17 protein-coding genes are annotated in these 22,567 nt (G+C 68.6%); 6 read left to right on the forward strand and 11 right to left on the reverse strand.

The window, feature by feature from the left end:
* Positions 1 to 33: 33 nt before the first annotated feature.
* Together EJ105_RS00935 and EJ105_RS00940 are read right to left on the reverse strand one after the other, a co-directional pair.
* Complete coding sequence (locus EJ105_RS00935) at positions 34 to 1,737, reverse strand: cation acetate symporter (RefSeq protein ID WP_029556672.1); 1,704 nt, start codon at positions 1,735 to 1,737, stop codon at positions 34 to 36.
* Positions 1,738 to 1,778: 41 nt separating this feature from the next.
* Complete coding sequence (locus EJ105_RS00940) at positions 1,779 to 2,087, reverse strand: DUF485 domain-containing protein (RefSeq protein ID WP_024277041.1); 309 nt, start codon at positions 2,085 to 2,087, stop codon at positions 1,779 to 1,781.
* A gap of 440 nt (positions 2,088 to 2,527) precedes the next feature.
* Here EJ105_RS00940 and EJ105_RS00945 point away from each other — a divergent pair, with 440 nt between their 5' ends.
* From EJ105_RS00945 to ppa, 3 genes are all read left to right on the forward strand, one after another.
* The gene (locus EJ105_RS00945) at positions 2,528 to 3,412 is read left to right on the forward strand and encodes an aldose 1-epimerase family protein (protein ID WP_250164969.1); all 885 of its coding nucleotides are present in this window, start codon (positions 2,528 to 2,530) and stop codon (positions 3,410 to 3,412) included.
* 136 nt (positions 3,413 to 3,548) lie between these two features.
* Positions 3,549 to 4,058, forward strand: a complete 510-nt coding sequence (locus EJ105_RS00950; RefSeq protein WP_029556674.1) for a GNAT family N-acetyltransferase — start codon at positions 3,549 to 3,551, stop codon at positions 4,056 to 4,058.
* A gap of 120 nt (positions 4,059 to 4,178) precedes the next feature.
* Positions 4,179 to 4,721, forward strand: a complete 543-nt coding sequence (gene ppa, locus EJ105_RS00955) for an inorganic diphosphatase (protein WP_029556675.1) — start codon at positions 4,179 to 4,181, stop codon at positions 4,719 to 4,721.
* A 362-nt stretch (positions 4,722 to 5,083) separates the two neighbouring features.
* Here the strand turns inward: ppa and EJ105_RS00960 are convergent, their stop codons facing one another.
* The 8 genes from EJ105_RS00960 to EJ105_RS00995 form a co-directional block, all read right to left on the reverse strand.
* A complete protein-coding gene (locus tag EJ105_RS00960) occupies positions 5,084 to 7,759 on the reverse strand; it encodes a nitrate reductase (RefSeq protein WP_250164970.1) in 2,676 nt (891 codons plus the stop codon).
* Positions 7,760 to 7,795: 36 nt separating this feature from the next.
* Positions 7,796 to 9,415, reverse strand: a complete 1,620-nt coding sequence (locus tag EJ105_RS00965; RefSeq protein ID WP_250164971.1) for a sulfite reductase subunit alpha — start codon at positions 9,413 to 9,415, stop codon at positions 7,796 to 7,798.
* Positions 9,416 to 9,620: 205 nt separating this feature from the next.
* Positions 9,621 to 11,372 (reverse strand): NirA family protein, encoded by a 1,752-nt coding sequence (locus tag EJ105_RS00970; RefSeq protein ID WP_250164972.1) that lies wholly within the window; start codon positions 11,370 to 11,372, stop codon positions 9,621 to 9,623.
* A 22-nt stretch (positions 11,373 to 11,394) separates the two neighbouring features.
* Positions 11,395 to 12,609: an NAD(P)/FAD-dependent oxidoreductase gene (locus EJ105_RS00975; RefSeq protein WP_250164973.1), complete on the reverse strand. Its 1,215-nt coding sequence runs from the start codon at positions 12,607 to 12,609 to the stop codon at positions 11,395 to 11,397.
* A gap of 10 nt (positions 12,610 to 12,619) precedes the next feature.
* Positions 12,620 to 13,045 (reverse strand): globin family protein, encoded by a 426-nt coding sequence (locus tag EJ105_RS00980; RefSeq protein WP_250165198.1) that lies wholly within the window; start codon positions 13,043 to 13,045, stop codon positions 12,620 to 12,622.
* Between the two features lie 145 nt (positions 13,046 to 13,190).
* Positions 13,191 to 13,985 carry an ABC transporter ATP-binding protein gene (locus tag EJ105_RS00985; RefSeq protein WP_250164974.1) on the reverse strand — a complete coding sequence of 265 codons (795 nt, stop codon included), beginning with the start codon at positions 13,983 to 13,985 and terminating at the stop codon, positions 13,191 to 13,193.
* A 10-nt stretch (positions 13,986 to 13,995) separates the two neighbouring features.
* Complete coding sequence (gene ntrB, locus EJ105_RS00990; RefSeq protein ID WP_250164975.1) at positions 13,996 to 14,901, reverse strand: nitrate ABC transporter permease; 906 nt, start codon at positions 14,899 to 14,901, stop codon at positions 13,996 to 13,998.
* A gap of 70 nt (positions 14,902 to 14,971) precedes the next feature.
* Entirely contained in the window at positions 14,972 to 16,336 is a 1,365-nt protein-coding gene (locus EJ105_RS00995) for a CmpA/NrtA family ABC transporter substrate-binding protein (protein WP_250164976.1), read from the reverse strand.
* Positions 16,337 to 16,831: 495 nt separating this feature from the next.
* On the opposite strand from EJ105_RS00995, the gene polA reads away from it, so the two are divergent.
* The gene (gene polA / locus EJ105_RS01000; RefSeq protein ID WP_250164977.1) at positions 16,832 to 19,822 is read left to right on the forward strand and encodes a DNA polymerase I; all 2,991 of its coding nucleotides are present in this window, start codon (positions 16,832 to 16,834) and stop codon (positions 19,820 to 19,822) included.
* A gap of 160 nt (positions 19,823 to 19,982) precedes the next feature.
* Here polA and EJ105_RS01005 read toward each other — a convergent pair whose 3' ends face one another.
* Positions 19,983 to 20,240: a hypothetical protein gene (locus EJ105_RS01005; protein ID WP_250164978.1), complete on the reverse strand. Its 258-nt coding sequence runs from the start codon at positions 20,238 to 20,240 to the stop codon at positions 19,983 to 19,985.
* A gap of 182 nt (positions 20,241 to 20,422) precedes the next feature.
* On the opposite strand from EJ105_RS01005, the gene EJ105_RS01010 reads away from it, so the two are divergent.
* Positions 20,423 to 20,767, forward strand: a complete 345-nt coding sequence (locus EJ105_RS01010; RefSeq protein ID WP_024277055.1) for a RidA family protein — start codon at positions 20,423 to 20,425, stop codon at positions 20,765 to 20,767.
* 262 nt (positions 20,768 to 21,029) lie between these two features.
* Positions 21,030 to 22,523 (forward strand): siroheme synthase CysG, encoded by a 1,494-nt coding sequence (gene cysG, locus EJ105_RS01015; protein WP_250164979.1) that lies wholly within the window; start codon positions 21,030 to 21,032, stop codon positions 22,521 to 22,523.
* Positions 22,524 to 22,567: the final 44 nt, after the last annotated feature.

Raw genomic sequence — 22,567 nt, forward strand, 5'->3', positions numbered from 1 at the left:
GCGTCAGCCTAGCATGGAGCGACTGACGAAGGGTCAGTGCCCCGACGCCTCCGCCGCACCGATGCCCGTCTCGGAACGCACTTCCTGCGCCGGGAAGCCGGCCCGGTCGATCTTCGCCCGCTGGCTGTTGTCGAGGATCGAGAACAGCCAGATGCCGACGAAGCCGAGCGTCATGGAGAACAGCGCCGGCGAGGTGTAGGGGAACGGCGCGGAACCGGCGGGGTAGCCGAGCGTCGCCTCCCAGACCGAGGGCGAGAGCACGGTCAGCACCACCGAGGACAGGAGCCCCAGGAAGCCGCCGATGACGGCGCCCTTGGTGGTGCAGTCCTTCCACAGCACCGACATGAACAGCACCGGGAAGTTGGCCGAGGCGGCAACCGCGAAGGCCAGCGACACCATGAAGGCGATGTTCTGCTTCTCGAAGGCGATGCCGAGCAGCACCGCGAGGATGCCGAGGCAGACCGTGGTGATGCGGGAGACCTTCAGCTCCGAGGCGCTGTCGGCCTTGCCCTTCTTGATGACCGTCGAATACAGGTCGTGCGACACCGCCGAGGCGCCCGAGAGCGTGAGGCCGGCCACCACCGCGAGGATGGTCGCGAACGCCACCGCCGAGATGAAGCCGAGGAACACGTTGCCGCCGACCGCATGGGCGAGGTGCACCGCCGCCATGTTGGCGCCGCCGATGAGCCCGCCGCCGGGACCGGTGAGGAACTCCGGATTGGTGAGCACGAAGGTGATGGCGCCGAAGCCGATGATGAAGGTCAGGAGGTAGAAGTAGCCGATCCAGGCGGTGGCCCACATCACCGACTTGCGGGCTTCCTTCGCGCTCGGAACCGTGAAGAAGCGCATCAGGATGTGCGGCAGGCCGGCGGTGCCGAACATGAGCGCCATGCCGAAGGAGATGGCCGAGATCGGGTCCTTGATGAAGTTGCCCGGTCCCATGATGGACTGGCCGGCCGCGGCCGCCGCCTGGGGCGTGGTGCCGGGCTTGGCGGCGGCGATGTTGGTCTTCACCTCGACCGCGGCGGCGAACAGCTTCTCGGGCGAGAAGCCGTAGCGCCACATCACCATGACCGCCATGAAGGTGGCGCCGCCGAGCAGCAGGCAGGCCTTGATGATCTGCACCCAGGTGGTGGCCGTCATGCCGCCGAACAGCACGTAGACCATCATCAGCGCGCCGACGATCAGCACGGCGATCCAGTAGTCGAGGCCGAACAGCAGCTTGATGAGCTGGCCGGCGCCCACCATCTGGGCGATGAGGTAGAACGCCACCACGACCAGGGTGCCGGAGGCGGCGAACACGCGCACCGGGGTCTGGGCGAAGCGGAAGGCGGCGACGTCGGCGAAGGTGAACTTGCCGAGGTTCCGGAGGCGCTCGGCCATCAGGAAGGTCAGGATCGGCCAGCCGACGAGGAAGCCGATGGAGTAGATGAGGCCGTCATAGCCGGAGCTCATCACCGCGGCGGAGATGCCGAGGAAGGAGGCGGCCGACATGTAGTCGCCGGCGATGGCGAGGCCGTTCTGGAAGCCGGTGATGCCGCCGCCCGCGGTGTAGAAGTCGGCGGCCGACTTGGTCTTCGCGGCCGCCCACTTCGTGATGTAGAGCGTGCCCAGCACGAACACCACGAACATGGTGATCGCGGTCCAGTTGGTGGCCTGCTTGTCGGCCTGTCCGAGATCGCCGCCGGCGGCGAGCGCCAGGGTGGGGGCGAGGACGAGCGCGGCCGCGGCGCCGATGGCGAACGTGCGGCGGGCGAACGAGGTCGGGAGCGTCGCGTTCACTTGAGCGCCTCCTGCTTGATCTTCTCGGAGAGCGCGTCGAACTCGCCGTTGGCGCGGCGGACGTAGATGGCGGTGATGAGGATGGTGAACACGATCACGCCGAAGCCGATCGGAATGCCCCAGGTCATCACGCCGTCACCCATGCGTGCGGCCAAAAGGTCCTTGCGGAAGGCGATGAGCAGGATGAAGCCGTAATACACGACCAGCATCGCCAGGGTGAGACTCCACCCGAAGCGCGAACGGCGCGATTTCAGCGCCTGGTAATTGGGATCGGCCGCAATGCGTGCGGCCACGGAATTGTCCATGGGTCGCCCTCCCTGAAAGCCCGCGGTACCCGTGGGCCCCGGTTGTTATCTTCGTGATCGACCTTGGCCTCGACCGGCCTCGTCACCCTGCACTCTGTACCAGAGGCGACGCCGCGCGCTAGTTGAGGAAACCCCGTACTTTCGGCCATACGCCGAATGTATTGTGCAGTGCGCTGCCTGCTTCTGTGGAGTGCGCGGGAATCGATGATCTGTAAATGTTTGGAGTGGCTTTTTGACGCTTTATTACGTGGCGCGGTGGGCGTTTTTCCGACTTGGAAACCCACTTGTTGCAGAAGCCTTGCTGTCTAATACTTTCGGGTGAGGGATACCGCGCGTGCGCCTTTGGTTGTAGGTCTGACGTTGGGGAGGGCCGCGCCAGCCCGTGCCCCCGCTTCGCTCGGGTGCTACAGCTGGCGCAGGGAAGAAACCGGGGGGACACCATGGGCAGGACCGTATCGCTGCGCTCGGACGCGCTGTCGGCGGAGATTTCCACGCTGGGCGCCGAACTGCGGGCGCTGGCCGACGCCGAGGGCCGCGCCTTGCTGTGGCACGGCGATCCGGCCTTCTGGACCGGCCGGGCGCCGCTGCTCTTCCCCATCGTCGGCGAGCTGCCGGACCTCACCCTCGTGCATGAGGGCAAGGGCCACCCCATGCGCCGGCATGGCTTCGCGCGCTTCTCCGAGTTCGAGGTGGTGGAAGAGGCGCCGGACCGGGCCACCTTCCGCCTTCTCCCCAGCGCGGCGACGCGGGCGGAATACCCGTTCGATTTCGCGCTGGAGGTCACTTTTGCGCTCGAAGGCGCGACGCTCGCCATGGAGGCGGTGGTGACGAATCCCGGGCCCGGCGTGCTGCCGGCGAGCTTCGGCTACCACCCAGCCTTCCTCTGGCCGCTGCCCTATGGCGGCACGCGCGCCGAGCACCGGGTGATTTTCGAGCATCCCGAGCCTGCGCCCATCCATCGCCCCGTCAACGGCCTGCTCTCCCGCGCCAGCGAGCCGAGCCCCGCCGCCGAAGGCGTGCTCAAGCCGGATGACGCCATGTTCGAGCGCGACGCGCTGATCTTCCTCGGGCTCAATTCGCACCGGCTCCAGTATGGGGTGCCGGGCCGACCGGGGCTGGACATCACCTTTCCCGGCATGCCGGACCTCGGCATCTGGACCAAGCCCGGCGCGCCGTACCTCTGCATCGAGCCATGGTCCGGCTATGCGACGCCGGAGGGCGATACCCGCCCGTTCGTGGAGAAGCCGGGCCTTCTCCACATCCCCGCGGGCGAGGAACGCCGCTTTGTGATGACGGTGCGCCTCATCCCCGAGGTCGCGGCCTGATACCTCCTAAGTGCCTATGCCGCCGCGCGGTTTCGGCGCGCGTGCGGCAAGGCTCAAGGCGTCGTCCCCCGCCGGTTGCGGCTGTCCTGCGTCATGCCCCTTGATGGAAGGCGCCGGGTTTGCTTCCATCACGTGTATGACGACCGGCCTGATCGAGATCCGCAGGGCCAAGCCCGCCGACGCCAAGGCGATCGCGGCGGTCCATGACGACGCGTGGCGAACAGCCTATCGCGGCATCATCCCCGGCATCGAGCTGGAGCGCATGGTGGAGCGGCGCGGCCCGCGCTGGTGGGATGCCGCCATCCGCAGGGGCAGCCGCCTGTCCGTCCTGCTCGTGGGCGAGGATATCGCCGGCTATGTGAATTACGGCGGCAACCGCGCCAAGGCGCTGCCCTATGGCGGCGAGATTTACGAAATCTACCTCCACCCGCAATATCAGGGCCTCGGCTTCGGCCAGCGCCTGTTCGCGGCCGCCCGGCGCGATCTCGCCATCGCCCGGCTTGGTGGTCTCGTGGTGTGGGCGCTCGCGGAAAACGAAAGCGCCGTGGGCTTCTATCAGGCGTTGGGGGGGCAACCGGTCGCATCCTCGACCGAGCAGTTCGGTTCGAAAACGCTGGACAAGACCGCCTTCGCTTGGCAGCGGTAGCGCCCGGACGGGCACCCGCCCGTCGGGTCCGAAGCGCCTGCGCAGCCTTGCGTGGCGCCGATTCGACTTTGGTCGGAGCGGACCCGAAGTCCCGCAGCCAGTGTCAAGAGCGAGCATCCCATGCGCATCGACGCGATCCCGATCGGCAAGAACCCGCCCCACGACGTGAACGTGCTGATCGAAGTCCCGATCGGCGGGGAGCCGATCAAGTACGAGATGGACAAGGCCGCGGGCACCCTCTTCGTGGATCGCTTCCTCTATACCGCCATGCGGTATCCCGGAAACTACGGCTTCATCCCGCACACCCTCTCCGGCGACGGCGACCCCTGCGACGTGCTGGTGGCCAACACCCGCGCCATCGTGGCCGGCGCGATCATCTCGGTGCGCCCCGTCGGCGTGCTGCTGATGGAGGACGAGGCCGGCATGGATGAGAAGATCATCGCCGTGCCCTCCTCCAAGCTCACCAAGCGCTACGACAAGGTGCAGAACTACAACGACCTGCCCGAGATCACCCTCAAGCAGATCGAGCACTTCTTCGAGCACTACAAGGATCTGGAACCCAACAAGTGGGTGAAGATCGTCGGCTGGCGCGACGCCGCCGAGGCGCACAAGCTGATCCTCGAAGGCATCGAGCGCGCCAAGGCCGAAGGCAAGGAAGGCTGAGGCCTTCCGCCTCCCTTTTAGGCCGTTGACCTGTCGCCCTCCGGCTTGACCGGAGGGCCGTCCCCCGGACAAGCGCATCGATGCGCGCGGTGCGGGAATGCGCGTCTAAATCCGTCATTCGGCGTCATGCCCGGGCTTGTCCCGGGCATCCACGTCGATCCACCTGAGACGGCTGGTGAATTTCATTCCCAGCCTCGCCACGTGGATGGCCGGAGCCCGCATGTTTGCGGGTTCCGTTCTCCAAGGCGGAAGTCGGCAGCAGCCGACTTCCGGGTCAAGCCCGGCCATGACGGTGGTGTAGGATCGATGGGGCTTGCGACAGCCCGGACGCAACCGATCTCGCAACGCCTCCGGCCCTCAACTCACGCCGGCGCCGTCGCCTCCAGAATCAGCTTGCGGATTTCCGGCAGGCAGGAGCCGCAATTGGTGCCGGCCTGGAGCCTGGCGCCCACCGCCGCCGCATCGGCGGCGCCGTCGCGGATGGCGGCGAGGATGGTGTCCTTCGGCACCCCGAAGCAGGCGCACACCAGCGGCCCGCAGGCGGCATTCGCGCCCGCCCGGCGGCCGGAGAGCACGAGGCGCCGGTCGGCGGCCGAGACCTCGGACGCCAGCAGCCCCTTCAGCGCATCCCACGCCACGCGCTGGCCGGCGGCGCCGATGAACACCGCGAAGTCGAGCCGTCCGTCCGCATCGAAGGCGGCGGCGCGATAGAGGCCGGAGGGGTTGTCGCTCAGCTCGGCGACATCGGCCGGGCCTTCCGCCTTCACCCATTGCGTCCAGTCCTCAGGCCCCATGCGGCCGGCAAGGCGCCAGCCATAGCCGCCCTCCAGCGCCGCGCGCGCCCACCACACGCCCTCCGGCAGCGCCATGGGCCGGCGGGCCAGTACGAAGCCCTCGAACGGTGCGGCATGAGGGGAAAGCGCGGCCGGCGTCGCCTTGGAGTCCGGCTGGCCGGAGACCGGATCGGTGACGGCGTGCACCAGCGCACCGACGCGGCCATCGGACGAATTGGCGTGGCTCCAGTGGATGGGCGCGAACAGCGTGCCGGGCCTTTGGCCGGGATCGACCACCACCTCCAGCACCGCGCGGCCGTGGGCGCTCGTCACCTCCGCCAGCATGCCCGTCGCGAGCCCGAGCGGCGCGGCATCATCCGGGTGCACCGCCACGAACGGCGCCGGGATGTGCGCGCCGAGGCGAGGGGCGAGGCCGGTGCGGGTCATGGTGTGCCACTGGTCGCGGATGCGGCCGGTGTTGAGCAGGAAGGGGAAATCGTTCTCGGCCGAAACCGCCACCACGGGGCGCGGGGCGACGAAGCGGGCGCGCCGATCGGGCGTGAAATAGCCGCCGTCCGCGAACAGGCGCGCGGTGCCCTCCGCCCGGCCGGCGGGGACGGGCCATTGCACCGGCGCGATGTCCTCGTAGGCCGCTTCGGTGAGGCCGGCGAAAGCGGAGATGTCGAAATCCCGCGCGCCGTCATTCTCGAAGCCGGAGAGGGCGGCATGCTCGCGGAAGATGTCCGCCGGCCCGCGCCACGCGAAGGCCGCGCCGAAGCCGAGGCGCTGCGCAACGCCCTTGAGCGCCCACCAGTCGGGCTGCACTTCGCCGGGGCGAGGCAGGAAGGGGCGCTGGCGGGAGATGCGGCGCTCGGAATTGGTAACGGTGCCGTCCTTCTCGCCCCAGGCGGCGGCGGGCAGCATCACATGCGGGCGGCAGGCGGCGGTGTCGTTGGCGACGACGTTCTCGGAGAGCACGAACAGCTCCAGCCCTTCCAGCGCCGTGCGCACGCTATCCGCCTCGGGCAGGCTCACGGCGGGGTTGGTGCCCATCACCCACAGGGCCTTGATCTCGCCCCGGCCGATGGCGGCGAACATGTCCACCGCCTTCAGCCCCTCGTGCTCCGCCATGTGCGGCGCGCCCCAGAAGCGGCGCATGCGGTCCACCTCGGCGGGGGAAAAGCCCATGTGGGCGGCGAGCTGGTTGGCGAGCCCGCCCACCTCGCGCCCGCCCATGGCATTGGGCTGGCCGGTCAGGGAGAAGGGCCCCATGCCCTCCCGCCCGATGCGGCCGGTGGCGAAATGGCAATTGAGGATGGCATTCACCTTGTCGGTGCCCACCGCCGACTGGTTCACCCCCTGCGAATAGCAGGTGACGGTGCGCGCGGTTTCCGCGAACAAGGCGAAGAAGTGTTCCACGTCCGCCACCGCCAGCCCGCAGGCGCGCGCGGTGGTTTCGGCATCGGGCGCCACGGCGCGGGCGGCTTCCAGCGCCTCGGCAAATCCTGTGGTGTGCGCCTCCACATAGGCGGCATCGAAGGCGTGGCTCTCAGCCAGATGCACCAGCAGGCCGGAGAAGAGCACCGCATCCGTGCCGTGGGCGAGGGGCAGGAACAGGTCCGCCTCGGCCCCCGTGTCGGTGCGGCGCGGGTCGATCACCACCAGCTTCGTGCCCCGCGCCTTGCGCGCCTGTTCCATGCGGCGGAACAGGACGGGATGGCACCACGCCGTGTTGGAGCCGGTGAGGACGATGAGATCCGCCCCGTCCAGATCCTCATAGCTCCCCGGCACGGTGTCCGAGCCGAAGCCGCGCTTGTGGCCGGCCACGGAGGAGGACATGCACAGGCGGGAATTGGTGTCCACGTTCGCCGTGCCGAGGAAGCCCTTGGCGAGCTTGTTGGCGGCGTAATAATCCTCGGTCAGCAATTGCCCGGAGAGATAGAAGGCCACCGCCCCCGGCCCGTGCCGGTCGATGATGGTGCGGAGGTCTCCCGCGATGCGATCCAGCGCGTCATCCCAGGTGGTGCGGGCGAGCACGCCGTCCGCGCCGCGCATCAGCGGGTGGAGCAGGCGGGTGCCGAGCCCCAGCGTCTCCCCCAGCGCCGCGCCCTTGGAGCACAGGCGGCCGAGATTGGCCGGGTGGTCATGATCGCCTTCGATCAGAGCGCCACCACGCCCGTCCGGCGTCGCCTTCACGCCGCAGCCGACGCCGCAGTAGGGGCAGGTGGTCTTCACCGAAGGGGGCGAGGTGAGGGGGGCGTTCATGCCGGTCCTGCCTGAGGCGTGGCCATCATTTCTAGCTCAGTACACGTCGGCCTGATAGCGCCCGGCGGTCTTGAGATCGGCGACGAATTTCGCCGCCGCCTCCGCCGAAAGCACGCCATGGGTGGCGGCCACATCCGCGACGGCCTGCTCCACATCCTTCGCCATGCGCCTGGCATCGCCGCAGACGTAGAAATGCGCGCCGTCCTTCAGCCAGCCCCACAACTCGGCGCCGGCCTCGCGGATGCGATCCTGCACGTAGACCTTACCTGCGCCGTCGCGGGACCAGGCGGTGTCGAGGCGGGTGAGGCAGCCGGCGGCCTGAAGGCCGGACAACTCGTCCTCATAGAAGAAATCCGTCTCGCGACGCTGGTGGCCGAAGAACAGCCAGTTGCGGCCCGGCGCCTGCGTCGCCAGCCGCTCGTGCAGGAAGGAGCGGAAGGGGGCGATGCCCGTGCCGGGGCCGACCATGATGACGTCCTTCGCCAGATCCTGTGGCAGAGCGAAGCCGTGCGCCTTCTGGATATAGGCCTTCATGCGCGTGCCCGGCGCGAGGCGATCACCGAGGAAGGTGGAGGCGACGCCGAGCCGCGTGCGGCCATCGAGATCATAGCGCACCGCATCCACCGTGAGGGTGAGGCGGCCGGGGGTGGCGACGGGGCTGGAGGAGATGGAATAAAGCCGCGGCTGCAGCGGCTCCAGGCACTCGATCAGGGCTTCCGGATCGGGCCTGATGCCGGGGAATTTCTGGAGCGCCGCCAGCACGTCGAGGGTGGCGGCATCGCCGTCGGGGTCCTCGCCATTGGCGAGCGCGCGGGCCTTCGCCTTGCGCTCGCCGCCGACGAGATAGGAGATGAGGGTGAAGAGCGCGTCCGGCGCCGATTTCAGGCACACCTCGCGGGCCAGCACCTCGGCGAGCGTATGGCCGGCGATGGGGAAGTCCGCGGGGGCGTGCAGCGCCTCCAGCACGGCGGCGACGAGGCCGGGATCGTTCACCGGGAAGACGCCGAAGCTGTCGCCGGCGGCATAGTCGATGCCGGAGCCGGAAAGGTCGAATTCCACGTGCCAGGTCTCCTTCTCCGAGCCCGCCTTGTTGAGGCGGGTGCGGGAGAGGAAGGTGACTTCGCCGGGATTTTCGCGGGTGCCGGTGGCGGTGGCTGCGGGGGCGTGCGCGGGGGCGGGGGCCTCGGCAGCGGGCGCGGCCTCGGCCGGAGCCGAAGTTTCCGCCGCGAGCTGCTTCAGCATGCGCAGCGTCTCCTTGCCGCCGGGGGCGCAGAGGTTGAGCTTGGCTTCCGCGCCGCTCGCCAGGGCCTTGGCGTAGGTCTCGCAGACATAGCCGCACTGGCCGCAATCCTGCTGCGCCATGGCCGCCATCATGCGCCGGGGCAGGGCCTTGCCCTCGGCCAGCGCCATGCGCTCGGAAAGCGGCATGGCCGGATCGTGCCAGGGTGCGCCGTCATCTTCTTCCGCAGGTGCGGGAGCGGAAATATCCGGCATCAGCGCCGCCGCATCGCCGGCCGAGAGGGCCATGGGGGCGGGCGCCGTCTCGGTGGAGAGGATTGCGGCAAAAAAGCCGTTCAGCCACGCCCGCTGCTCCGCGGAGAAGGGGGCGCTGTCGGGCAGGACCGGGACGATGGGGGGACGGGACTGGAGGCTCATGGGCGTGATCCGGAAACGGTGCGCGCCATGGGCGCGCGCATGTTGCGCTGGGTCCCGGCTCTCCTTCCGCTGCGCTGCGCTGCGTTGCAGTCGGCCGGGACACGAGCCCGCTCTCGCGCCCCGGACGCATGAAGCGTCAGCGGAATGCGAGCCGGGGCCCAGCGCACAACGTCGCGCAGCGGCCGAATGGAAGCGGCCGGGCGATTCATGCCTCCGCCAGCGCCTTCAGCGCGTCGGGCTCGAGGCGGCGGGTGAAATCGGCGAAGCTTTCGCCCGCGGTGCGGTGGGCGAGCCAGCTTTTCAGCAGGCGTTCCACCACGGCCGGGGCGTCGTCCGCCGGCACATATTGATAAAGTTCGCGGGCGATGGCGGCCGCGCTGCCGAAGCCTCCGCCGACGAGGATGTGATAGCCGTCCACCGTGTCCCCGTCGTCATTGACGGGCACCCGCGCCCCGATCAGCCCGATATCGCCGATATAGTGCTGGGCGCAGGAATTGTGGCAACCGGTGACGTGGATGTTCACCGGCCCGTCGAGGGCGACGCGCTCTTCGCAATGGGCGAGGATCGCCCGCGCGGTGCCCTTGGTGTCGGCCGCCGCAAAGCGGCAGCCCTTCGCCCCGGTGCAGGCGACGATGCCCGCCTGGAGCGGCGTTGCCTTGGTGGTGAGGCCGAGCGCTTCCACCGCGTCCGTAACGGCCGCGATATCGCCATCAGCGACGCCGGAAATGAGCAGGTTCTGCCAGACGGTGAGGCGGATATCGCCATCGCCGAAGTGGGCGGAGATGTCGGCGAGGCCGCGCATCTGCGCCGCGCTCATGCGGCCGACCGGTGTGGCGACGCCCACGTAGTTCAGCCCCGCCTGCTTCTGCGCATGCACGCCGAGATGGGCGAGCCGGTCCGGCTCCGCGCGCGGCTTCACCGCCTCGGCGGCAAGGCGGGTGAAGGGGCGGCCGAGCTTTCCTTCCACCAGCTTCAGGAAGCCGTCGAAGCCGAGGGAATCGAGCACGTATTTCAGCCGCGCCTTCTTGCGGTCGGTGCGGTCGCCGGTGTCGATGAAGGCGCGCACGATGGCCGCCGCCACATCCACCGCCTCATCGGGGCGCACGACGATGCCGGTGTCGCGGGCGAAATCCTTGTGGCCGGTGATGCCGCCGAGCACGAGGCGCAGCCACACGCCGGGGGCGATGCCGAAGCCGTCCATCACCTCCACCGCCTGGAAGCCGATGTCGTTGGTGTCTTCCAGCGCGCCGATGGTGCCGGCGCCGGCGAAGGCCACGTTGAACTTGCGCGGCAGGCCGTACATGTCGCGGCTGTTCAGGATGTAATGGTGCCACGCGCTCGCCAGCGGGCGGGTGTCGAGGAGTTCCTGCGGGTCGATGCCGGCGGTCGGGGTGCCGGTGACATTGCGGATGTTGTCCGCCCCCGAGCCCTTGGCCGTCAGGCCGAGGGAGACCAGCCCCTCCAGCACGGCGATGCCGTCGGTGGGCGGGATCTCGCGGATCTGCAGGTTCGCGCGGGTGGTGATGTCGGTGTAGCCGCCACCGTGGCGCGCGGCGATGTCGGCGACGCCGCGGAACTGCCAGTGGGTGAGGATGCCGCCGGGAATGCGCATGCGGCACATGAAGCTGTCCTGCGCCGGGGCGACATAGAACAGGCCGTGATACTTCCAGCGCAGGATATCCGGCCCCTTGGGGAAGACGCCGTCGCGGGCCGCAGCGCGCATGCGGTCGTAGGCGTCGAGGCCCAGTTCCTCGCGCTTCGCCTTCTCCTCGGGGGTGAGCTTTTTTCCCTCGGCCTCGGTGCGGGCCATGGCGCGATGGCTCGCGGCATCGGGCCCGGTCATCTCGGCGACGGGCTGGGCGGATGACGCAGGGCTTCGGGCGATCTGCACGGCCTTGGCGCCGGAGACGAAGCCTTCCAGATAGCGCTTCTGGTCAGTGGTGAAATCGGCGCCCATGGGGTTTCCTTTCTTCTTCTTGTCAGGCTGCGGCGGCCACCGCATCACGGCCGAACGCAAGCTCGGTGCGCATGGCGGCGATGGGGGTGCGGCGGGTGATGAGGTCGAGGTAGAAGAGGCCGTCCGCCGTGTCGCCGAACAGCACGGCGCCAGCTAGAACGCCGTCCTTCACGATGAGCCGGCGGTAGATGCCGAGGCCGCGATCGGTGAGCACGATGTCTTCCGTGCCCGCGCCGCCGGTGACGTCGCCGGCGGAGAAGACGGGCACGCCCGACACCTTGAGATTGGTGGAGACCACCGAGCCCTCATAGCGCGCGTCCTCCCCGGCGAAGCGGCGGGCGAGCACGCCGGCCTGCTCATAGGCCGGGGCGACGAGGCCGTAGGTCATGCCGCGATGCTCGGCGCATTCGCCGATGGCGAAGATGTCCGGATCGGAGGAGGCGAGGGTGTCGTCCACCACGATGCCGCGCTTCACCTCCAGCCCCGCCGCGCGGGCGAGGTCCGCATTGGGGGTCACGCCGCAGGCCACCACGAGGATGTCGGCGGGGATCACGCGGCCGTCCTTCAGGCGCAGGCCGGTGACACGGCTCTCGCCTTCGATGGCTTCGCTCGCGGCGCCGAGCAGCACTTCGATGCCCTTGGCCTCCACGGCGCGGCGGAGGAAGGCACCGGCCGCGACGTCCAGCTGGCGTTCCATCAGCCGGTCCATGAGGTGGACGAGGCGGGTCTCGACGCCCGCGCCTGCAAGCCCGGCTGCCGCCTCGATGCCCAGCAGCCCGCCGCCGATGACCACGGCGCGCGTGCCGGGCACGGCGGCGGCGGCGAGCAGGGCTTCCACGTCCTTCAAATCGCGGAAGGTGTGGACGCCGGGCAGCTCCATGCCGGGCAGCGGCAGGCGGATGGGGTGGGAGCCGGTGGCCAGCACCAGCTTGCCGAAGGGCAGGCGGCGGCCGTCCGTCAGCACCACTTCGCGGGCGGTGCGGTCGATGGCGGCGGCGGGGGTGCCGTATTGCAGGGTCACGCCCCGCGCGCGCCACCAGGAGGCGGGCTTCATCTCCGCCTCGGCGGCGCTCATGTGGCCGGCGAGCACTTCGGACAGCAGCACGCGGTTATAGGCAAGATGCGGCTCCGCCCCGATCACCGCCACGGCGTGGCGGCCGAGCGCGCGCCGCGTCAGCTCCTCGCAGAGCTTCGCGGCGGCCATGCCGTTGCCGATGACGAGAAGGGGCTCGCTCACGTGCGTCTCCTCACTCGGCCGCGACCGGCGCCTTGGCGGCGGCGGCGATCATGACGGAGGAGAGGATGCCGTAGGCTTCCCCCCAGGCGTCCTTGGTCTCGGGCGTGAAATCCGGGCCGAGGCCGCGCTCCAGCGTCCAGATGAGCGCGGCGCCGACGGGGGCGTAGTGCTCGTCCTTCACGCCATAGGCCACATGCTTGCGGGCGAGGCTCTCGGCGGCGGGAACGATCTTCGAAAGGTCATTGAGGCCGGCGACGACGAGGCCCAGCGTCGCCATGAGCTTGGCGCCCTGGAGGCTCATGTCGCCCTTGAACAGGGGCTTCACCTGCGGCGCGATCTCGAACAGCCGACCGTAGAAGACGGCGGCGGCGGTGTCGGCGATGGGCACCACCTTGGCGAAGGAGTCCTGGATCAGCTCGATCTGGTGCGGGGTCAGGCTCATGGCGAAACTCCTGATGAAGGGCGCACGAACCCGTGCGCGCCGGTTGGGCGCGTGGTCTCGGCGGTCTAGGAGGACGGCGCGGGCAGGCCCGCGCCTCTATTGCGCGTCGATGGCGCGGACAGGCCGCGCCTTTTGGGGCTTAGGCCGCCTCGACGAAGCGGTGGCGCTCGTGGAGGAATTTCAGCACCGCCTCGCGGGCCTTGAGGTAGGTGGGGTTGGTCACCAGCTCGAGGCGCTTGCGCGGGCGGGTCAGATTCACCTCCAGCACCTCGCCCACATAGGCGGAGGGGCCGTTGGTCATCATCACGATGCGGTCGGAGAGCAGCACTGCCTCGTCCACGTCGTGGGTGATCATGAGGATGGTGTTGCCGAGCGTCGCGTGGATCTGCATCACGCTGTCCTGGAGATGCGCGCGGGTGAGCGCATCCAGCGCGCCGAACGGCTCGTCCAGCAGCAGCACCTTGGGCTCCATGGCCAGCGCCCGGGCGATGCCGACGCGCTGCTTCATGCCGCCGGAGATTTCGGAGGGGCGCTTGTCCTTGGCATGGCCCATCTGCACGAGGTCGAGATTGTGCAGGGTCCAGTCGTGCCGCTCGGCGCGCGAGCGGGTGCCGGAGAACACCTTGTCGACCGCGAGGCGCACGTTGTCATAGACGGTGAGCCAGGGCAGCAGGGAGTGGTTCTGGAACACGACGGCGCGGTCCGGGCCCGGGGAATTCACCTCCCGCCCGTCGAGGATCACCCCGCCGGTGGTGGCGGAGGTGAGGCCGGCGACGATGTTCAGCAAGGTGGACTTGCCGCAGCCGGAATGGCCGATGATGGAGACGTATTCGCCCTTGTCGATGTCGAGCGTCACCTCCTTCAGCACATTGGTGGAGGCGGAGCCGCGGGTGAAGGTCTTGTCGATGTGATCGAGCTTCAGATAGGCGCCCATGGAAGCCTCCTCAGGCAGCGGCGGTGCCGCGGGTGACGAAGGCGCCGACGGCGGCGATCATGCGGTCCAGAATGAAACCGGTGATGCCGACATAGAAGAGCGCCACGATGATGTCGCCGATGAGCGACGAGTTCCACGCATCCCAGATGAAGAAGCCGATGCCGACGCCGCCGATGAGCATCTCCGCCGCGATGATGGCGAGCCAGCTGAGGCCGATGCCGATGCGCAGGCCGGTGAAGATGTAGGGCGCGGCCGCCGGGATCATGATCTTCAGGAAGAATTCGATGGGGTTCAGCCGCAGCACCGCAGCAACGTTCCGGTAATCCTGCGGGATGTTGCGGATGCCCACCGCCGTATTGATGATGATGGGCCAGATGGCGGTGATGAAGATGACGAACACCGCCGCCGGCTGGCCGTCGCGGAACGCCGCGAGGGAGAGCGGCAGCCAGGCGAGGGGCGGAACGGTGCGCAGCACCTGGAACAACGGGTCGAGCCCGCGCATGGCCCAGGTGGACTGGCCGATGAGCACCCCGAGGCCCACGCCCGCCACCGCCGCGAGGCTGTAGCCCACCGCCACCCGCTGGAGCGAGGCGAGGATGTGCCAGAACAGGCCCTTGTCGAGGCCGCCCCGGTCATAGAAGGGGTGGGCGATCAGCTCCCACGAATTCTGGATGATGGAGGAGGGCGGCGGCAGGGCCGAGCCCGGGGCGCTGCACAGGATCTGCCACAGGCCCAGGAGCAGGGCGATGACGACGATGGGCGGGACGATGTTGGCCGCGGCCGTCTTCAGCAAGGGCACGATCTTCTCCGCCAGCGCCGGGCGCTTGCGCGCCGGCATCTTCACCACCTGGGCTGCCGGGGCTTGCGCCATCTTGGCAGGCGAGGATTTTTCCAGCTTGAGGGCGGGCATGGACATGAATGCGTCTCCGGGTTCGGGGCAGGGGGCGCCGCCCCCGTGGTCTGGGATCAGGGGCGGCGCCGCGCGATCACGAAATCCGCTTGATGCCGAGGCTCGACAAATAGGCGGACGGGTTTTCCGGATCGAAGACCTTGCCGTCGAAGAAGGTCTCCTTGCCACGCGAGGTGGAGGTGGGGATTTCGGCCGCCGGCACGGAGAGGGCTTTGGCCGCCTCGCGCCACATGTCCTCGCGGTTCACCTTGGCGATGAGGGCCTTGGCGTCGTAATCGGGCTCGAACTTGCCCCAGCGCTGGTCCTCGGTGATGAACCACAGGTCGTGGCTCTGGTAGGGGTAGGACGCATTGTCCTGCCAATACTTCATCATGACCGGGCTCTTCTCGACCACGCGGCCGGTGCCGTAGTCGAACTTGCCCTTCATGCGGTCCACCACGTCGGCGACCGGCACGTTGATCCACTGGCGCTTGGCGCAGATGGCCGCGACTTCCTCGCGGTTTTCCATCTTGTCGCACCACATCTGGGCTTCCATCACCGCCTTCAGCAGCGCCATGGCGGCCTTGGGGTTCTTGTCCACATAGGCGGCGCGCATGCCGAGCGCCTTCTCCGGATGGTCCTTCCAGAGCTCGCCGGTGGTGACGGCGGTGTAGCCGATCTTCTGGTGGATGAGCTGCTCGTTCCACGGCTCGCAGACGCAGAAGCAGTCCATGGTGCCCACCTTCATGTTGGCCACCATCTGGGCCGGCGGGACGACGATGGTCTCGATGTCCTTGTCGGGGTCGATGCCGCCGGCGGCGAGCCAGTAGCGGATCCACAGGTCATGGGTGCCACCGGGGAAGGTCATGGCGGCCTTCACCGACTTGCCGGAGGCCTTTTTCTTGTCCAGCGCTTCCTTGAAGGGCTTGGTATCGAGGCCGATCTTGAGGTCGATATATTCCTGGCCCACCGAGATGCACTGGCTGTTCAGGTTCAGCCGGGAGAGGATGTACATGGGAGTGGGGACGTTGTTCTGCGTCACCTTGCCGGCGGAGATCAGGTAGGGCATGGGCGTGAGGATGTGGGCGCCGTCGATGCCGTTGCCCTCGGAGCCGAGCACCAGATTGTCGCGCGTGGTGCCCCAGGAGGCCTGCTTGGCCACCGTCACGTCGGTCATGCCGTATTTGTCGAACAGGCCCTTTTCCTTGGCCACGAACAGGGGCGCCGCGTCGGTGAGGGCGATGAAGCCGAGCGTCGCCTTGTTGGTCTCCGGCGCCTCGGAGGCATAGGCCGCCGGCACGCCGCCGGGGAAGGCCATGCGGATGCTCTCGAACAGGGCGGCGGTGCCCAGCGCCGCGGCCGTGCCCTTCAGCAGCGAGCGGCGCGAGACGCCGGCGGGGGTGGAGGCGTCGGCTGCGGTGGAGACGGTTTCGTTGGGCCCGGACTTGAAAGCGTCGCTCATGTTCTTTTCCCCTGGATCGGCAAAGGCGGACGCGGAGACCCGAAACGAAAAAAGCCGCGGACATGCTCACGACCTTCCGGTCATGGCTGTCAGCGGCTCTGCTGCGGGTCCCAGCGTTGGGACGAATATGGGGCGCGGTCATCATCGACTGCGCCGCAGTGATAAAAGCAAGTGATGGGCCAAGTGCGCCCGGATGCTTAGGTCTCTGATTCCACGAATAAAATTATACTGATGAAAAATTGGGCGTGCGCGGTACCTGCACTTCCGTTGTTCATCTGATGATGCAGATGCCTGCGAAGTGTGCGCTGCGGCACGGCTTGGCCATTGGGTCGGCGGGCTTTCCCGCGCCGGCGGCGCGCGCGTTCGGCGGGTGCCGCGGCACTTGTCCCTTGCCGCCCCCTCGGGCATCGTGCGCGCCTCGATCGACCCCCGATCTTGCGACCCCCGATCCCGACCCCTGATCGCCGCTGCCGCCGGACCTTTGAAGGACGCCCCATGTCCCCCTCTCCCCGCCCCCTCAAGCCCGGCGACCATGTGTTCCTGGTGGATGGCTCCTCCTTCGTGTTCCGCGCCTATTTCCAGTCCATCAACCAGGACCGGAAGTACAATTTCCGCTCGGACCGGCTGCCCACGGGCGCGGTGCGCCTCTTCTGCACCAAGCTGTTCCAGTTCGTGCGCGACGGCGCCGTGGGCATCCGCCCCACCCACCTCGCCATCGTCTTCGACAAGTCGGAGGATTCGTTCCGCAAGGAGCTCTATCCCGACTACAAGGCCAACCGCTCCGAGCCGCCGGACGAGCTGATTCCCCAGTTTCCGCTCATGCGCGAGGCGGTGCGCGCCTTCGGCCTCATCCCGGTGGAGCAGGCGCGCTACGAGGCGGACGACATCATCGCCACCTATGCCGAGCATGCGGTGAAGGCCGGGGCGGACGTGCTCATCGTCTCCGCCGACAAGGATCTGATGCAGCTCATCGGCCCCAAGGTCGCCATGTACGATCCCGCCTCGGGCGAGAGCGGCGGGCGCGGGGCGCGCCCCGAACGGCGCATCGGCCTCGGCGAGGTTCAGGAATATTTCGGCGTGCCGCCGGAGAAGGTCACGGACGTGCAGGCGCTGGCCGGTGATTCCACCGACAACGTGCCCGGCGTGCCCGGCATCGGCATCAAGACCGCCGCCCAACTCATCGCCGAATATGGGGATCTCGAAACGCTGCTCGCCCGCGCCGGCGAGATCAAGCAGCCCAAGCGCCGCGAATCGCTCTTGAACAATCAGGAGGCCGCGCGCATCTCCAAGCAGCTCGTCACGCTGGTGCGCGACGTGGCGGTGGACGTGCCGCTGGAAGACCTCGTTCTGGAAGACCCGGACGCGAAGCGCCTCATCTCCTTCCTCAAGGCCATGGAATTCACCACCATCACCCGCCGCGTGGCCGAGGCCTATGGCGTGGAAGCCGGCGAGGTGGAGCCGGACCCGAAGCTCGCGCCCAGCGGCGGCGATCTCTTCGCCCCCGCCGCCGCGCCCACCGCAGACGGCGAAGCGCCGGCCGCCGCCGCCCAACCCGGCGCTGCCCTCGCCGCCCCCAGCGGCACGCCGACCCCGTCCGATCTCGCCCACCAGCGCGCGCAGGCCGCGCGGGCGACGCCGGTGGACCGCAAGGCCTACCGCACCATCCTCGATCTCGCCGAGCTGAAGGCGTGGTGTGCCAAGGCCATGGACCTTGGCGTCGTCGCCTTCGACACCGAGACCAATTCGCTGGACCCCATGCAGGCGGACCTCGTGGGCGTCTCGCTGGCGCTCTCGCCCAATGAGGCCTGCTACATCCCGCTGCTGCATCGGGGCGCGGGCGACGGTCTGTTCTCCGAGGGCCTGCTGCCGGGGCAGATCTCCCTCGGCGATGCCATCGCGGCCCTGAAGCCCATGCTCGAGAACAAGGGCACCCTCAAGATCGGGCACAATGTGAAGTATGACGAGGCGGTGTTGGCCCGCCACGGCATCGACGTCGCGCCCATCGACTGCACCATGTGCATGTCCTACGCGCTGGATGCCGGCAAGAACGGCCATGGCATGGACGAGCTTTCCGTCCTCCATCTCGGCCATCAGCCCATCGGCTATTCCGAGGTGACGGGGAAGGGCAAGGCGCAGATCACCTTCGACAAGGTGGCGCTGGAGCCCGCCACCGCCTACGCCGCCGAGGATGCGGACGTGACCCTGCGCCTGTGGCAGGTGCTGAAGCCCCGCCTCGCCGCTGAGGGCCGGACCACCGTCTACGAGACGCTGGAACGCCCGCTCATTCCCGTGCTGGCGCGCATGGAGAGCCGCGGCATCGCCATCGACAAGGCTATTCTGGCGCGGCTCTCCTCCGAATTCGCGCAGGGCGCGGCGCGGGTGGAGGACGAGATCGCGGAGCTGGCCGGCGAGCGGCTGAACGTGGGCTCGCCCAAGCAGATGGGCGACATATTGTTCGGCAAGATGAACCTCCCCGGCGGCACCAAGACCGCCACCGGCATGTGGTCCACCAAGGCCACCGCGCTGGAGGAGCTGGCCGAGCAGGGCCACAAGCTGCCGCAGAAGATCCTGGAATGGCGCCAGCTCTCCAAGCTCCGCTCCACCTATACGGACGCCCTGCCGAACTTCGTGCATCCGCAGACGAAGCGCGTCCACACCTCCTATGCGCTGGCCGCCACCACCACCGGGCGGCTCTCCTCCTCCGATCCCAACCTCCAGAACATCCCCGTGCGCACCGAGGAAGGCCGGCGCATCCGCCGCGCCTTCGTGGCGGAGGAGGGCAACCTTCTCGTCTCGGCGGACTATTCGCAGATCGAGCTGCGGCTTTTGGCCGAGATCGCGGAAATCCCGGCGCTGCGGCAGGCCTTCACCGAGGGGCTCGACATCCACGCCATGACGGCTTCGGAAATGTTCGGCGTGCCGGTGAAGGACATGCCGGGGGAAATTCGGCGGCGGGCGAAGGCCATCAATTTCGGCATCATCTACGGCATCTCCGCCTTCGGCCTCGCCAACCAGCTGGGCATTCCGCGCGAGGAGGCGGGGCAGTACATCAAGCGCTATTTCGAGCGCTTCCCCGGCATCCGCGACTACATGGAGGAGACCAAGACCTTCTGCCGCGAGCACGGCTATGTTGAAACGCTGTTCGGCCGGCGCTGCCACTATCCCGACATCGCGGCGAAGAACCCGTCTCTGCGCGCCTTCAATGAGCGCGCCGCCATCAACGCCCGCCTCCAGGGCACGGCCGCCGACATCATCCGTCGTGCCATGATCCGCATGGAGCCGGCGCTGGCGCATGCGGGCCTTTCCGCCCGCATGCTGCTGCAGGTGCACGACGAACTGGTGTTCGAGGTGCCGGAGGCCGAGGCCGAGGCGACGCTGCCCGTGGTGCGCCACGCCATGGAGACGGCGGCGGCCCCCGCCGTCCATCTCGCCGTGCCGCTGAAGGTGGACGCGCGGGCGGCGAAGAACTGGGAAGAGGCGCACTGAGGGGCCGCGCATGAACCCTCTCCCCCACGGGGAGAGGGGGCGTCGCGCGCGGTCGGCCGCAGGGTGGATCCCCCGCCATGGCGGGGGATGAGTGCCGCTTGTGAAGAAGCGGCGCCTGAGCGAACCCACCGGCACCGGTCAAAGACCGGAGCCGATTGTCTCAGTCGTCCAGCTTCTTGCTCATCAGCTGGTAATCCTTGGTAAACTTCAGATCGTAGACGCGCCCGTCAGCACACCGGGCATTGTCGATGTCGAAGTAGCCGTCATCATCGAATTTCCAATAGCCGCCTGAGCAGCTCTGGGCCTTCATCACTTCTTCGATCTTCACGCGTTCCGCCTCGGTTACAGGACGGTCCTTGTCGGCAAGTGCCGGAAGAGTGGACAGAGCGAGAACAGCGCAAGTCAACGCAAGACGCATGATACCCCCCAAATCGCGCGAATGCCGCCCTCGGCAAGCGCTGCGGTAAATTAGACCTCACGCTGCCGTGAGGCTAGCTTTGCCGTAAGGGAAGGGGTGAGTAATTGTTCGGGTTGACGCCGCCGCCCCACAAGCTGCTAAAGACCGTCTCCCGTTTCCCCTTTATCCCAGAAGGACACATCATGAGCATCGAACGGCTCGACAAGGGCGCCCGCATGAGCGAGGCGGTGATCCACGGCAACACCGTCTATCTCGCCGGCCAGGTGGCCGAGGGGCCGGACGTGGAGAGCCAGACGAAGGCCGTGCTCGCCTCCATCGACAGCCTGCTGGCCCGCGCCGGCACCGACAAGTCGCGCATCCTCACCGCCACCATCTGGCTGTCGGACATCAAGAATTTCGCCGCCATGAACAGCGTGTGGGACACCTGGGTGGACAAGGCCAATCCCCCCGCCCGCGCCACCAGCGAAGGCAAGCTCGCCGCGCCGCAGTTCCTGGTCGAGATCATCGTCGTCGCCGCCCGCGGCTGAGAGGCTGGGGTCTCCCTCTCCCCTCGAAGTCGGCTTTTGCCGACTTCGGTTTTCACGAAATGAACTCGGCATCAGCCGAGTTCATGCGGGAGAGGGTGGATCGCGGCGCAGCCGCGAGACGGGTGAGGGGGTGGCGCCGCAGGCGCATTTCCAGCGGTCTTTACCCCTCACCCCCGGCCCCTCTCCCGCAAGGGGAGAGGGGTGGCGCCCGGTGTTCTTGAAGCTTACCTTCTTGGCTTGACGTTTTTCCGGAGCTTTTCCCATGGCCGCCCCAGGCGCCGAATCCAGCAGCCCCCGTGCCCCGCGTGAGACGCGGCAGGCGCGTATGGAGGCGCTTGCCCGCCTGCCGCTGTTCTTCGGGCTCGAGGGCCGGCGCGTGCTGGTGGCGGGCGGCGGCGAGCCGGCGGCCTGGAAGGCGGAGCTTCTCTCCGCCGCCGGGGCGCGGGTGGAGGTGATCGCCCCCGCCGTCTGCGAGGACATCTGGCGGCTGGCCGGCGCGCCGACCCACGGCCCCATCGCCGTGCATGTGCGCGACTGGCATCCGGACGATATCGAGGGCGCGGCCCTCGCCATCGGCGATTTCGAGGATGCGGACGCGGCCGAGCGCTTTTCCGCCGCCGCCCGCGCGGCCGGCGTGCCGGTGAACGTCATCGACCGGCCGGCTTTGTGCGACTTCACCTTCGGGGCGATCGTGAACCGCTCGCCCCTCGTGGTGGGTATCTCCACGGATGGCGCCGCCCCCGTGTTCGGGCAGGCGGTGCGGGCCAAGATCGAGGCGCTGCTGCCCTCCGGTTTCCGCGCCTGGGCGCAGGCGGCGAAGACGTGGCGCGCGGCGGTGACCGAGCGCGGCCTCTCCTTCCACGCCCGCCGCGCCTTCTGGGAGCGGTTCGCGGCGAAAGCCCTCGCCGAGCCCCATCGCGCGCCGGAGGAGACCGACCGCGCCGCATTGTTCGCTGCGCTCGAGACGCAGGGCTCAATACCGCACGGCGGCTCGGTGGTGCTGGTGGGCGCGGGGCCGGGCGACCCCGAGCTTCTGACGCTGAAGGCCGTGCGCGCGCTGCAATCGGCCGACGTGGTGCTCTATGACGACCTCGTGTCCGGCGCGATCCTCGATTTCGCCCGGCGCGAGGCGAAGAAGATGCTGGTGGGCAAGACCGGCTACGGCCCGTCCTGCAAACAGGACGACATCAACGCTTTGATGGTGGAGCTGGCCCGCGAGGGCCGCCGCGTGGTGCGCCTGAAGGGCGGCGAGCCCATGATCTTCGGCCGGGCCGGCGAGGAGATCGCCCATTGCCGCGCGGCCGGCGTGCCGGTGGAGGTGGTGCCGGGCATCTCTTCCCCCCAGGGCGCGGCGAGCCGGCTCGTCACCTCCCTGACCCATCGCGACCACGCGCGACGGCTGCAATTCGTCACCGCCCATGCCCGCGACGGGAAATTGCCCGCCGATCTCGACTTCAAGGCGCTCTCCGACAAGGCGGCCACCACCGTCGTCTACATGCCGCGCCGGACCCTGCCGGACCTCGTGCGCAACCTGCTTGCGGCCGGCATCGAGCCGGCGACGCCCGCCGTGGCCATCTTCTCGGTCACGCGGCCGGAGGAGAAGGTGGTGATCGCCACCGTCGCCAGCCTCGTGGAGGCTGTGACCCGCGCCGTGGACGAAGGGGCGGACGGCCCCTGCCTCGTGCTCTACGGCCATGCCCTGTCGGAAGTCGCGGCGCAGGACCTGCCGCAGGCGGCCGAGGCCGCGCGGGGATAGGGCAAGGCGGATGCCCCGGACGAGCCGGGGCATGACGACACCCC

It is taken from the genome of Xanthobacter aminoxidans, assembly GCF_023571765.1.
Lineage (GTDB): Bacteria > Pseudomonadota > Alphaproteobacteria > Rhizobiales > Xanthobacteraceae > Xanthobacter > Xanthobacter aminoxidans.